Genomic DNA, 12,302 nt, shown 5'->3' with positions numbered 1-12,302 from the left:
AATAACTTCCCTTCGTCCCTCGCTGCTCCTACATTTCAACTCAAAGAGAGCATCGCGCCGGCCTCCGGACCGGCGAAGCAAGGGAGAGCTACATGAATTTCCTCACCGGACCCGGATCGACTCTGCGCGCCGGATTCAGCGCCGCGACGCTTGCCGTCGCGCTCGCCTTCGCACCGCTGGCCGCGCCGGCCTATGCCCGCGCCGCCCCCGAAAGCTTTGCAGAACTTGTCGATCAGGTGTCCAATTCGGTGGTAAACATCACCACCTCGACCACGGTGGCCGCACCGACCGGCAACATGCCGAATTTTCCGCCCGGCTCGCCCTTCGAGGATCTGTTCCGCGATTTCGGCCTGCCGAACCCGAACGGGCCAAATGGCCCGAACGGGCGGGGCGCACCGCGCCGCTCGAACGCGCTCGGCTCGGGCTTCGTGATCTCGGAAGACGGCTACATCGTCACCAACAACCACGTCATCGAAGATGCAGACGAGATCGAGATCGAGTTCTTTTCGGGCAAGCGGCTCGATGCGAAACTCGTAGGCACCGACCCTAAAACCGACATCGCTCTGCTGAAGGTCGAGAGCGACTCCCCCCTGCCCTTCGTGGCCTTCGGCGACAGCGACGCCGTGCGGGTGGGCGACTGGGTGATGGCGATGGGCAACCCGCTGGGCCAGGGCTTCTCCGCTTCGGCCGGGATCATCTCCGCGCGCAACCGCGAGCTCTCGGGCAGCTATGACGACTACCTGCAGACCGATGCGGCGATCAACCGCGGCAACTCGGGCGGCCCGCTCTTCGACATGGAAGGTGAGGTCGTCGGCGTGAACACCGCGATCCTGTCGCCCAATGGCGGCTCGATCGGGATCGGCTTTTCGATGGCGTCGAACGTGGTCCAGAAGGTTGTTGAACAGCTCAAGGAATACGGCGAGACGCGGCGCGGCTGGCTAGGCGTGAAGATCCAGGACGTCACCGCCGATATGGCCGAGGCGATGGGCCTGCCCAAGCCGGAAGGCGCGATGGTCTCGGAAGTGCCGGACGGCCCCGCTAAGGAAGCCGGTATCCAGTCGGGCGACGTGATCACCTCGTTTGATGGCGGCGAGGTCAAGAACACCCGCGATCTGGTGCGCCGCGTGGCCGATGCTCCGGTGGGCGAGAAAGTCCGCGTGACCGTGCTGCGCGATGGAGAGACCAAGACGCTTCTGGTGACGCTGGGCCGCCGTGAGGCCGCCGAGGGCGAGCAGCCCCCGAAAGCCGTTCAGGCCCCGCAGGAGGTCGAGAAGGACATGCTCGGCCTGACCGTGACGCCGCTCACCGATGACCTGCGCACCGAGATGGGCCTGACCAAAGAAGCGAACGGCCTCGTCATCAAGCAGATCGACGAGACTTCCTCGGCCTTCGAGAAGGGCCTGCGTGTCGGTGACCTGATCACCGAGGTCGGACAGAAACCTGTCTCCGCGGTCGGCGATTTCGAAGAGCGCGTGCAGGCAGCGAAAGAGGCCGGGCGCAAGTCGATCCTGCTCTTGATCCGCCGCGCCGGCGAGCCGCGTTTCGTGGCACTCCCCGTGGAGTGATCCGCACCGTTCAAGACGAATGAGAAGGCGCCCCGCAGGGCGCCTTTTTCATTGCGCTTCGCGCGCCTGCACCCGGCGGGCGGCAATGGTCAGGCTTCCGGCGGCGATCACGCACCACAGCGCCATGCCCAGCATCTGGGTCGGAAGCTCCACCCCCATATCGATCAGCACGCCGGTGATCCCGGGCCCCACTGCGGTCGAGAGCACCATCGAGGCCACGATGATCGCGCGGATGCCGCCCAGGTTTTTCACGCCGTAGACCTCGGGCCAGAGCGCGCCCATCAGCGTCCCTGTGAACCCGTTCGACATGCCCAGAAGGCCCATGAAGACATAGACGCCCCAGACCGGCGTCACGAGCGCGACCGTCAGCGAGGCCAGCGTCAGCGGCGCCAGAACAAATGGAAGCAGGCGCAGCGCGCCGAACCGGTCAATCAGCCCGCCGCAGACAAAGCCGAAGCCCACAGTGGCCGCCGACATCACCGGAAAGGCCGCGGCGAAGGCGAGCGGGGAGTAGCCGCGCAACTCCGTCAGGTAGCCCTGATGGAAGAAAATCACCGTACCGATGAAGGGCGGTGCGAGCAGCCCTGCCAGCAGCATGTAGAGGACCGGATCGCGGATCACCTCCGCGCGGGTCCAGTCGCGCGCTGTGCCCGATGCGCTCGATTGCACCTCGGTGGCGTTGGGCACCCGCTCGACCTGCATCAGGCGCATCAGGAGCGGCCATGCGATCACCACCAGCAACGCCGCCGAGAGCCACCATGCGAGGTGCCAGTTGCCGCTCGCCTGCGCGACCAACACCACGAGAACCGGCAGCACCGCGGAGCCGAAGGGTTGGCCCGGAACGACCAGCGACATCGCCTTGCCGCGGCTCGCGACGAACCAGCGACCGATCTCGGTGAAAGCGATCTCGGTCATCATGCCCTGCCCGAAGAGCCGCAGCATGTAGATCGCGAGCGTCAGGAAGATCAGGTTCGGGGCGAACGTGATCCCGACACAGGCCAGCGCCAGCAGCGGGATGGTGAAGCGCACCACCTTCCAGCCGGGCATCAGATCGAGCGTGCGCCCGAGGAAGGGCAACGTCGAGGCCGAGGCCAGCGTCGCCACCATGTAGAGCGCGCCGAAGGTGCCGCCCGACAGGCCGAAAGTCGCCCGGATATCATTGCCCGACAGGCCGATGAAGAAAGTCTGCCCGAAAGACGAGAACAGCGTCAGCAGGAAACCCGCGCCGAGCCAGCGGGCGTTGTCGCGCATGAAGCGCAGGTTACTGCCGAATAACTTTCGCATGGTGCCCCCTGATCCCTTGATCCTCGGTTAGAGACGGTTCCGCCGACCGGCACAAGCCCGCCGCCTGCGCAGAGGGCTGTGCGGCGCCGCGATGGCGGCGTGAGAGGGCTCAGTCCGACCAGATATAGAGACCGAGTTCCTGTGCTGCGCGCACCGAGAGCGTCGGGCTGTCGAGGCCGCGCGGCGCCTGATAGGCCGCGATCGCGCGGCCCGTCGCCGGGTCCAGCTTGCCGTCGGCGGGGCCGGAATAGAGCCCGCGCAGCGCCAGCGCACGCTGGGTCATCGCAACGAAAGCGGGCGTCAGATCCTCCGAGCAAACGGATTCGAAATAGCGCGGCTTGCCGCTATCGACGAGCTTCTGGCCGCTCAATTCGCGGTAAATCGCGGGCTGCGTGACCTTGCCGGTCTTCGGATCGCGCTGTTCGGGGATCACCTCTACCTGTCCAGTCACCGTTTCGACCTTGGCAGGGCCTTTGAGTTCGGTGAAGCAGCCCCGCGCATCATCAGCGGACGGACGGCTTTGCAGCACATGGGCGAGCGTCTTGGCGGGCGGGTCCTTCGGAGTAGCGTACGCCCCCTGCGTGCCGGGCTGACAGCCCGCCAGCCCCATCGCAACACCCAGCGCGACCAGCATCGCACGCGCCGTGCCGAAGTTTTCAGCGATCTGCCGCATTCTCGTCTCCGCCTGCCTCGGCGCGCAGAGTAGCCAATATCCACGCCGCGGCAATCCCTTGCCCGTGACCGCCCACCTCTGGCCAAATCGCCGAAAGCAGCTTAGATCACTTGCGACCGGCCCCGCCGGCATTCGCGTTTTGATCACGAACAAGAGGCTCCGAGCTATGGCGAAAATCACCTATGTCGAATTCAACGGCACCCGTCACGAGATCGACGTGAAGCCTGGCATGACCGTGATGGAAGGCGCGCGCGACAATGGCGTGCCCGGCATCGACGCCGATTGCGGTGGCGCCTGCGCCTGCTCCACCTGCCACGTCTATGTCGACAAGGACTGGATCGAGAAACTGCCTCCGCGCGATCCGATGGAAGAAGACATGCTTGATTTCGCGTACGAACCCGATCCCGTCACCTCGCGCCTGACCTGCCAGATCAAGGTCACAGACGAACTCGACGGCTTGATCGTCAACCTTCCCGAAAAGCAGATCTGATGCGCCGCGCGGTGACCCTCGCCTTTGCGCTGGTCACCGCTGCCGCCCTGCCCGCGCGGGCCGAAATGTCGGTCGCCGCGCGGTTCACCGAGCCCACGGATCGCTACGGTCACCGCGCACTCGGCCCCGAGCATGAATTCGCGAATCTCCAGATCGACGTGACCCGCAAGGCAGGCGACGCCAAGGGGCTGTTCTCAGGCCACAGCACGCTGACTTACGACCTGCGCCTCGATCCCGATCTCGTCTATGAGGACACGGCACCACGCCTGAGCGATCTCGACGGCGACGGAATCGACGAGGTGATCGTGGTGCAATCGCATCTCCGGCTGGGTTCGCGGCTCCTCGTGCTCACGGTAAAATCCGGCAAACCGAAGTTCCTCGCCGCGACCGATTTCGTGGGAGAGCCGAACCATTGGCTCGCGCCCATCGGCGTCGCGGATTTCGATGGCAACGGACATCGCGACATCGCGCTGATCGACGCGCCGCATCGGCTGGGCGTCTTGCGGATTTTCGAATATCGCAACGGCGCGCTGCACCCGAGCTTCGCGGGCGGGAGATTCACCAATCACCACTTCGGCTCGGACACGATCATGGGCGGCCTGCGCGATTGCGGCGCCGGGCCGGAGATTATCGTCGCCAGTTTCGACTGGTCGGGTCTGCTGTCTCTCTCGGTCACGCCCAAGCAAACCGTGGCATGGAGACGCCTCGCTGACGACACCTCGCCCGCGAGATTCGCGAAGGCGATCGGCTGCGGCATCTGACCTCGCACGCGGGCGGTTCGGGAACCGGCCTGCCCGCACCGTGTTGATCCAGCACGACGACACCGGCGCGAGGTCGTTCCTCCCCGTCTCGCGCCCCGATCCAGGATTCCGTTCATGGCCGAAGCCCAAGCCTCCGAAGAAAAGCCGATTGCCGTCTATGGCGCGCTCGCAGCGAACCTTCTGATCGCCATCGCGAAATTCGTGGCCGCGGCGTTCACGGGCAGTTCGTCGATGCTGGCGGAGGCGTTCCACTCGGTGGTCGATACCGGCAATGAGGGGTTGCTGCTTCTGGGCCACAAGCGCAGCCGCAAGGAGCCGGACGAGAAACATCCGTTCGGCTATGGCAAAGAGTTGTATTTCTGGTCGCTCGTTGTCGCGATGCTGCTCTTCGCGATCGGCGGCGGGCTGTCTGTCTACGAGGGCATGGTCCATATCCAGCATCCAGAGCCGATCGAGAAGCCGATCTGGAACTACGGCGTCCTGCTCGTGGCGTTCTTTGCCGAGGGCACCTCCTGGGTGATCGCGATCCGCCAGCTCCTGAAGCAACGCAAACCGGGGGAAGGCTATTTCAAGGCGTTCCGCCGCTCCAAGGATCCGTCGATCTTCGTCGTCGTCGCCGAAGACAGTGCGGCGCTTCTGGGTATCCTCGCTGCAGCGCTTGGCGTCTATCTCTCGGTGACCTTCGAGAACCCGTTCTTCGACGGCGCAGCCTCGATCGTGATCGGGCTCATCCTGATCGTGGTCGCCATCATTCTGGTTTACGAGACTCGCGCGCTGATCATGGGCGAAGCCGCCGACCGCGACGTGCGCAAATCGATCCGGGAGATCGCGACCGGTTTCGACGAAGTCGCGGAGGTCAAACGGCTTCTGACAATGCATTTCGCCCCCGAGCAGGTGTTGGTGAATATCGAACTGAAAATGCAAAAAGGCCTGTCGCCCGAGGCGATCTTCCACGCGGTCGAGGAGGTTCAGAAGAAAATCCACGAGGCCCATCCCGAGGTCTCCAGCGTTTTCCTTGAGATCGAATCCCTGCGCGGCACACAGCGCGAAAACGCTGCAGCCTGACTCCGCGCGCCTCGCCCCCGACGCGATGCCGCTTTTCACCGCAACGCCGTCGCTTTCTCCCGCGCTCCTCCCCTGACACGGGGTGATTGTGTCCCCACCCCCGGCACGCTAGGAAACCGGGCGAAAGATCAAAAGGGATGCGACATGACCCAGACTGCCGACGCCTACGTTCTCACCGTTGCCTGCCCCTCCACGCGGGGGATCGTCGCGGGGATCGCGAATGTGTTGGCCGATCAGGGCTGCAACATCACCGATTCGCATCAATATGACGACCAGAAGACCGGTCAGTTCTTCATGCGCGTGAGCTTCGTCTCGGAGCAAGGCAAGGATGCCGACGCGATCCGCGCTGCATTCGAGCCGGTCGCCAAGGAGTTCGAGATGGACTGGGCCGTGCGCGACTCGCGCGAGAAGATGAAGGTTCTGGTGATGGTGTCGAATTTCGGCCATTGCCTGAACGATCTTCTCTATCGCTGGCGCATCGGCGCGCTGCCGATCGAGATCGTGGGCGTGGTGTCCAACCACATGACCTACCAGAAGGTCGTCGTGAACCATGACCTGCCTTTCCACCACATCAAGGTGACGAAGGAGAACAAGCCCGAGGCAGAGAAGCGCCTGCTCGACGTGGTCGATGAGTCGGGTGCGGAACTAATCGTTCTGGCGCGCTACATGCAGATTCTGTCGGATGCGCTGTGCCAGAAAATGTCCGGCCGGATCATCAACATCCACCACTCCTTCCTGCCGAGCTTCAAGGGCGCGAACCCCTACAAGCAGGCCTATGAGCGTGGCGTGAAGCTGATCGGTGCGACGTCGCATTACGTGACCGCCGATCTCGACGAAGGCCCGATCATCGAGCAGGACACCGTGCGCATCACCCATGCGCAGAGCCCGTCGGATTACGTCTCGCTGGGCCGCGACGTCGAGGCGCAGGTGCTGTCGCGCGCGATCCACGCCCATGTGCAGCACCGGGTGTTCCTGAACGACAACAAGACGGTCGTCTTCCCCGCCTCGCCCGGCGCCTACGCCTCCGAGCGGATGGGCTAATCAGAAATGTAGGACGCCTGCCTCGGTCACGATCATGTCGAGCGGCTGATCCGTCGGCTCGGTGGGCACATGCGGAACTTCCTGCGCCGCAAAAGCAAAGCCGATCGCTGTGACGGGGCCGCGTGCGCGCAGCCCCTCCAGCGTGCGGTCGTAAAAGCCGCCACCATAGCCCAGCCGAAAGCCCTGCGCGTCGAAAGCCAGCAGCGGGACGATCAGCACCTCGGGCGTGATCTCCTCGCCCTCCGCCGGAACATGCGCCCCGAAAGCGCCCGCGATCATCTCGGTCTCGGGTGTCCAGCGGTGAAAGACCAGGGGCTGCGCCTGCTCCACCACAACCGGCAGACAGAGCGGCCCGCCATGGGCGATCATCGCAGGGCGCGGATCGGGCTCGGTCCGGATCGGCCAATAGCCCGCCAGCACCTTGCCCGCGAAGGGCTCCAGCGCCGCCGTCAGCGCTCGCGTCGCAGCTCCATCATCGGCCGCATGGGCGGCTTTGCGCGCCGCGAAAGCGTCCTTGCGCGCGAGATCCTTGCTCATAGCAACACGACGGAGGCGAGGCCGAGGAAGGCGAAGAAGCCCACCACATCGGTCATTGTCGTGACGAACGTGCCCGAGGCCAGCGCCGGGTCTGCGCCAAGCTTCTCCAGCGCCAGCGGGATCAGGATGCCCGACAGCGCGGCGACAACGAGATTGATGACCATCGCCAAGCCGATCACAATGCCAAGCTGCGCGCCCGAGAACCAGAAGGCGGCAACTGCTCCCATCACCACCGCGAAGGCGAGACCGTTCAGCAGCCCCACGATGGTTTCGCGTCGCACGACGCGCCAGACGTTGCTGTCGGTCAGGTCGCGGGTCGCCAGCGCGCGCACCGCGACCGTCAGGGTCTGCGTGCCCGCATTGCCACCCATCGAAGCCACGATCGGCATCAAGACGGCCAGCGCCACAAGTTGCTGGATCGTGCCCTCGAAGATCGAGATCACCGCCGAGGCGAGGATCGCCGTCAGCAGGTTCACGAAAAGCCACGGCAGGCGCTGACGTACGGTTTCCAGAACGGTATCCGAGATCGCGGATTCGTCGCCCACACCGGCGAGGCGGAGGATGTCTTCCTCGTGTTCCTCGTCGAGAACGGACATCGCGTCGTCGATGGTAATCACGCCGACCAGCCTGTCATCCTCGTCCACGACAGGGGCCGAGATCAGGTGATACTGGTTGAACGCGTAGGCCACGTCGCCCTCGTCCTGATAGGCCGAGATCTTGCGGAATTCCTCCTCGCAGATATCGGTCAGCTTCGAGGCACGCGGGGCCGACAGGATTCGTCCCAAGGTGACATTTCCGATCGGGTGGTGCCCCGGATCGACAAGGGTCACGTGATAGAACTGGTCGGGCAGCCATTTCGCTTTCCGCAGGAAGTCGATCGTCTCGCCCACCGTCCAATGCTCCGGCGCGGTCACGACCTCGCGCTGCATCAAACGACCGGCGGAATATTCGGGATAGCCCAGCGATTTCTCGACCGCGGCCCGGTCGGTCTCGTCGAGAGCGCCGAGGATCGCTTCCTGCTGCGGCTCTTCAAGGTCCTCGATCAGGTCGACGACGTCATCGGAGTCGAGCTCGCGCACCGCGTCGGCCAGGACTTCCGGCGGCAGGCTTGCGAGAACCTCCTCGCGAATGCCCTCGTCGATCTCCGTCAGGATCTCGCCGTCGATCTGGCGGCCCCAGAGCCGCAGGATTTCGCGCCGCTCGTGGCCGGAGACCTGTTCGATAAGGTCGGCGATGTCGGCGGCGTGCAGCGGCTCGAGCAGTTCGCTCAACCGCTCCGCATCTTCCTGCTCGACGGCATCGAGAATTTCCTCGACCAGCTCCCCGCTCAGCCGATAATCCTCTTCCTCGCGCTCTGTCTCTTCGGCAAGTGCTTCGGCCATATCGCCCCCGTTCGGATCGCGCGTGAAACATAGCTGTTTTCTCGCAGATGGACAGGGGGCGGAGCCGAAAAAGAAGCGCCGCCACGGCAGAGATTTACCTTCGCCCCGCCCCGCCCTAGCATGACGCGTCGGACAGGAGAGAATGATGGCTGAACTGCATCTTGGGCAAGTTCTGGAATATCGCGGCGACGCGCTCGTCGAAGGGCCCGAAGTGGTTGCACATCGCCGGCGCGGTGGCGTGCTGGTCGAGGGCGGCCTCATCGCCGCCGTAGGCGAGGCGGACGACCTGCGCGAGGATCATCCGCAGGCCGAGATCACCGATCACGGCGATCATCTGCTGTCGCCCGGCTTCGTCGACGCCCATGTGCATTATCCGCAGACCGCGATCGTCGCGAGCTGGGGCAAGCGCCTGATCGACTGGCTCAACACCTACACCTTCCCCGAGGAGATTTCCTTCGCCGATCCCGCCCATGCCGAAGAGATCGCGACACGCTATCTCGATCTGGCGCTGATGAACGGCACCACCTCGATGTGCAGCTATTGCACGATCCATCCCGTCAGCGTCGAAGCCTTCTTCGCAGCCGCGAAGGCGCGCGGGATGCGGGCGGCGGCGGGCAAGACCTGCATGGACCGCAACGCGCCGGAGGCTTTGCGCGACACGCCGCAATCGGCCTATGACGACAGCCGAGTCCTCTTGCAGAAATGGCATGGCGTGGACCGGCTGAGCTATGTCATCACGCCGCGCTTCTCGCCCACCTCGTCGGCCGATCAGCTGGCCGCGCTGGGGGCGCTCTGGGCGGAACATCCCGATTGCCTGATGCAAACCCATCTGAGCGAGCAGGTGGACGAGATCGCATGGGTCCGCGAGCTATATCCCACCGCGCGCGATTACCTCGACACCTACGAGACCTATGATCTACTGGGCGAGAACGCGCTTTATGGCCACGCGATCCATCTGGAGCCGCGCGAAGCCGACCGGATCAAGGAGGTCGGCGCGGCGCTGATCCATTGCCCGACCTCTAACACCTTCATCGGCTCGGGGCTGTTCGACTGGCCGACACGTCTTGCCGAGGGGCAGCGGATCGGGCTGGCCACCGATACCGGCGGCGGGTCGAGCTTCTCGATGCTGCGCACCATGGCCGCAGCTTACGAGATCGGCCAGCTGACGCATCAGCCGCTGCACCCCGCGCAGCTTTGGTGGCTGGCGACGCAAGGCTCCGCCAAGTCGATGCGGATGAGCGACAAGATCGGCGCGCTGGCGCCGGGAATGGAGGCGGATTTCATCGCGGTCGACCTCGCCTCGACGCCTGCCATCTCGCAGCGTGCCGACCGTGCGAACGACGTCTGGGAGGCGATCTTCCCGACGATCATGATGGGCGACGACCGCGCCATCGCGGGAACTTGGGTCGCGGGCAAGCGGCTGCATTGACCGATCCCGGCTTCGAGAGGATCTACGCCCGCGCGCCTTTCACGGTCGATTTACTTGACGGTGGCGGCGACGATCTGGTCATCTCTTTCGCCTCGATCGGACACGATCCCAGCCGCCCGCCCGCACCGGAATTCGTCGCCACCGCCACGGGGCGCGGCACGCCGGGCTTCCCACGCCGGGCGCTGTTCATCAGCGACGACAGCCGAAGCTGGACGAACGATCCTGGCTTCGCCCCTGCCCTGCGTGCAGCCTTGACAGAGGTGCGGCGCCGCCGCCCCGTGACCCGGATCGCTGCCATTGGGCTGTCGATGGGCGCGGTCTCGGCGCTGGTCGCAGCGGAGGTGATCCCGGTTGACGTGGTGCTGGCATTGTCTCCGCAATTCTCGGTAAAACCGGGCGTCGTGCCGGGGGAGGCTCGATGGAGCGAGTGGACGAGACAGATCGCGACCTTCGCGCGCGAGACGACTCCGCTTCCGCCCGCGACCTGCTGGGCGATCCTGTGTCACGGCGCGCAGGACGATCTGGCGCAGGCGATGCCCTTCCCGCACCCATCAAATGTCGATCACCTGATCTTCCCCGATCTCGGCCATTCCGACCTCGCGCCGCATCTGAAGGCGCGCGGAGGCCTCTCGGGGTTGATGGAGTCTGCTCTTGCAGGCGACCGTCGCCGCCTGCTGCGGATCGCCAGCGCCGCCGGGGCCGTGCGGCGCGAGAAATTCAGCCCATAAGCGCTGATGCGAGGCGGTTCTGCGTCTCGATCACGCGCGGCAGGTCGATCGTCACAACCTGCCCGTCGCGCACCACCTGACGGCCCTCGACGAAGAGGTGTTTCACCTTGGGCGGCCCGCAGAGTACCAGTGCCGCGACCGGATCCCACGCGCCTGCCGCCTCCAGCCCCGAGACATCCCAGATTGCCACATCTGCCCGCTTGCCCGGCGCGAGGATCCCGCAATCGGGACGGCCCAGAACCTGCGCGCCACCTAGCGTCGCGATCTCCAGCGCCTCGCGCGCGGCCATCGCGTCGGCGCCGTTTTGTACCCGCTGCAGCAGCATCGCCATGCGCGCCTCGCCGATGAGGCTCCCTGCATCGTTCGAGGCCGAGCCATCGACGCCAAGCGCCACCTTAACCCCCGCATCGCGCATCTGGCGCACCGGCGCGATGCCCGAGCCCAGACGGCAATTCGAGCACGGACAATGCGCAACCCCGGTCTGCGTGCGCGCGAACAGGTCGATCTCGCCCGCATCCAGCTTCACGCAATGCGCGTGCCAGACATCCTCGCCGGTCCAACCGAGATCTTCGGCATATTGCCCCGGCCGGCAGCCAAACTGCTCCAAGCTGTAGGAAATATCCTCATCATTCTCGGCAAGATGGGTGTGCAGCATAACGCACTTGTCGCGCGCGAGCAGCGCCGCGTCGCGCATCAGCTCGCGCGAGACGGAAAACGGCGAACAGGGCGCGATCCCCACCCGGCACATCGAACCTTCGTTGGGATCGTGGAACGCGTCGACTATCCGGATGCAGTCGTTCAGGATCGCTTCTTCGCGCTCGACCAGGCTATCGGGTGGCAGGCCGCCATCGCTCTCGCCGATGCTCATCGCGCCGCGCGTGGGATGGAAGCGCAACCCCAGTTCCGCCGCCGCGTGGATCGTGTCCTCCAGCCGCGCGCCATTCGGATACATGTAGAGGTGATCGGAACTGGTGGTGCAGCCGGTCAGCGCCAGTTCCGCCAGTCCGACCTGCGCCGAGACGCGGATCTCCTCGGGGCCCATCTTCGCCCAGATCGGGTAGAGCGTCTGCAGCCAGCCGAAGAGCAGCGCATCCTGCCCGCCCGGCACCGCACGGGTCAGCGTCTGATAGAGGTGATGATGGGTGTTCACGAGCCCCGGCGTGACGACGCAGCCCTTGGCCTCGACCACCTCGCCCATGCTTTCCAGCCCTGGCCCGACAGCTGCAATCTGGCCGTCGCGCAGCAGCAGATCCGAGCCCTTCAACTCGCGCCGGGCGCCGTCCATCGTGACGACCACCTCGGCGCTCCGGATCAAGATCTCGCCCATCGCGCGTTCCTCCTAGCTGG

12 protein-coding genes are annotated in these 12,302 nt (G+C 65.1%); 7 read left to right on the top strand and 5 right to left on the bottom strand.

What is annotated here, in order from left to right; genetic code table 11:
• Positions 1-92 precede the first annotated feature (92 nt).
• The gene (locus BMG03_RS07095) at positions 93-1,565 is read left to right on the top strand and encodes a DegQ family serine endoprotease (protein ID WP_077701157.1); all 1,473 of its coding nucleotides are present in this window, start codon (positions 93-95) and stop codon (positions 1,563-1,565) included.
• A gap of 48 nt (positions 1,566-1,613) precedes the next feature.
• Here BMG03_RS07095 and BMG03_RS07090 read toward each other — a convergent pair whose 3' ends face one another.
• Together BMG03_RS07090 and BMG03_RS07085 are read right to left on the bottom strand one after the other, a co-directional pair.
• Positions 1,614-2,849 carry an MFS transporter gene (locus BMG03_RS07090; protein WP_075776109.1) on the bottom strand — a complete coding sequence of 412 codons (1,236 nt, stop codon included), beginning with the start codon at positions 2,847-2,849 and terminating at the stop codon, positions 1,614-1,616.
• 109 nt (positions 2,850-2,958) lie between these two features.
• On the bottom strand, positions 2,959-3,522 hold the full coding sequence (locus BMG03_RS07085) for a peptidoglycan-binding domain-containing protein (RefSeq protein WP_077701156.1): 564 nt from the start codon (positions 3,520-3,522) through the stop codon (positions 2,959-2,961).
• Between the two features lie 166 nt (positions 3,523-3,688).
• Here BMG03_RS07085 and BMG03_RS07080 point away from each other — a divergent pair, with 166 nt between their 5' ends.
• From BMG03_RS07080 to purU, 4 genes are all read left to right on the top strand, one after another.
• Positions 3,689-4,012, top strand: coding sequence for a 2Fe-2S iron-sulfur cluster-binding protein (locus BMG03_RS07080; protein ID WP_075776110.1), 324 nt, complete (start codon positions 3,689-3,691; stop codon positions 4,010-4,012).
• A complete protein-coding gene (locus BMG03_RS07075) occupies positions 4,012-4,773 on the top strand; it encodes an FG-GAP repeat domain-containing protein (protein ID WP_075776111.1) in 762 nt (253 codons plus the stop codon). The genes BMG03_RS07080 and BMG03_RS07075 overlap by 1 nt, the downstream gene beginning before the upstream one ends.
• Before the next feature lie 114 nt (positions 4,774-4,887).
• A complete protein-coding gene (locus BMG03_RS07070; protein ID WP_075776112.1) occupies positions 4,888-5,838 on the top strand; it encodes a cation diffusion facilitator family transporter in 951 nt (316 codons plus the stop codon).
• Between the two features lie 144 nt (positions 5,839-5,982).
• A complete protein-coding gene (purU, locus tag BMG03_RS07065; protein ID WP_075776113.1) occupies positions 5,983-6,879 on the top strand; it encodes a formyltetrahydrofolate deformylase in 897 nt (298 codons plus the stop codon).
• Here the strand turns inward: purU and BMG03_RS07060 are convergent, their stop codons facing one another.
• Together BMG03_RS07060 and mgtE are read right to left on the bottom strand one after the other, a co-directional pair.
• Positions 6,880-7,416 (bottom strand): 5-formyltetrahydrofolate cyclo-ligase, encoded by a 537-nt coding sequence (locus tag BMG03_RS07060; protein WP_075776114.1) that lies wholly within the window; start codon positions 7,414-7,416, stop codon positions 6,880-6,882. It abuts the gene before it with no gap.
• Positions 7,413-8,798, bottom strand: coding sequence for a magnesium transporter (mgtE, locus tag BMG03_RS07055; RefSeq protein WP_075776115.1), 1,386 nt, complete (start codon positions 8,796-8,798; stop codon positions 7,413-7,415). Before mgtE ends, BMG03_RS07060 begins: the two co-directional genes overlap by 4 nt.
• A gap of 145 nt (positions 8,799-8,943) precedes the next feature.
• On the opposite strand from mgtE, the gene guaD reads away from it, so the two are divergent.
• Complete coding sequence (gene guaD, locus BMG03_RS07050) at positions 8,944-10,227, top strand: guanine deaminase (RefSeq protein WP_075776116.1); 1,284 nt, start codon at positions 8,944-8,946, stop codon at positions 10,225-10,227.
• Positions 10,224-10,955 carry an alpha/beta fold hydrolase gene (locus BMG03_RS07045; RefSeq protein ID WP_075776117.1) on the top strand — a complete coding sequence of 244 codons (732 nt, stop codon included), beginning with the start codon at positions 10,224-10,226 and terminating at the stop codon, positions 10,953-10,955. The genes guaD and BMG03_RS07045 overlap by 4 nt, the downstream gene beginning before the upstream one ends.
• Here the strand turns inward: BMG03_RS07045 and BMG03_RS07040 are convergent.
• Positions 10,945-12,282, bottom strand: a complete 1,338-nt coding sequence (locus BMG03_RS07040; protein WP_075776118.1) for an 8-oxoguanine deaminase — start codon at positions 12,280-12,282, stop codon at positions 10,945-10,947. The genes BMG03_RS07045 and BMG03_RS07040 overlap by 11 nt on opposite strands.
• Between the last annotated feature and the right edge of the window lie 20 nt (positions 12,283-12,302).

Source organism: Thioclava nitratireducens, from assembly GCF_001940525.2.
Taxonomy (GTDB): domain Bacteria; phylum Pseudomonadota; class Alphaproteobacteria; order Rhodobacterales; family Rhodobacteraceae; genus Thioclava; species Thioclava nitratireducens.
The sequence above is the reverse complement of the archived record's forward strand: the minus strand, read 5'-3'. Positions and strand labels throughout refer to the sequence as shown.

What these genes read in the sequence shown, in the direction of transcription:
- BMG03_RS07090 (WP_075776109.1), bottom strand. Translation starts at nt 2,849, where the DNA reads ATGCGAAAGTTATTCGGCAGTAACCTGCGCTTCATGCGCGACAACGCC.
- BMG03_RS07085 (WP_077701156.1), bottom strand. Translation starts at nt 3,522, where the DNA reads ATGCGGCAGATCGCTGAAAACTTCGGCACGGCGCGTGCGATGCTGGTC.
- purU (WP_075776113.1), top strand. Translation starts at nt 5,983, where the DNA reads ATGACCCAGACTGCCGACGCCTACGTTCTCACCGTTGCCTGCCCCTCC.
- BMG03_RS07040 (WP_075776118.1), bottom strand. Translation starts at nt 12,282, where the DNA reads ATGGGCGAGATCTTGATCCGGAGCGCCGAGGTGGTCGTCACGATGGAC.
- BMG03_RS07080 (WP_075776110.1), top strand. Translation starts at nt 3,689, where the DNA reads ATGGCGAAAATCACCTATGTCGAATTCAACGGCACCCGTCACGAGATC.
- BMG03_RS07075 (WP_075776111.1), top strand. Translation starts at nt 4,012, where the DNA reads ATGCGCCGCGCGGTGACCCTCGCCTTTGCGCTGGTCACCGCTGCCGCC.
- guaD (WP_075776116.1), top strand. Translation starts at nt 8,944, where the DNA reads ATGGCTGAACTGCATCTTGGGCAAGTTCTGGAATATCGCGGCGACGCG.
- BMG03_RS07095 (WP_077701157.1), top strand. Translation starts at nt 93, where the DNA reads ATGAATTTCCTCACCGGACCCGGATCGACTCTGCGCGCCGGATTCAGC.
- BMG03_RS07070 (WP_075776112.1), top strand. Translation starts at nt 4,888, where the DNA reads ATGGCCGAAGCCCAAGCCTCCGAAGAAAAGCCGATTGCCGTCTATGGC.
- mgtE (WP_075776115.1), bottom strand. Translation starts at nt 8,798, where the DNA reads ATGGCCGAAGCACTTGCCGAAGAGACAGAGCGCGAGGAAGAGGATTAT.
- BMG03_RS07060 (WP_075776114.1), bottom strand. Translation starts at nt 7,416, where the DNA reads ATGAGCAAGGATCTCGCGCGCAAGGACGCTTTCGCGGCGCGCAAAGCC.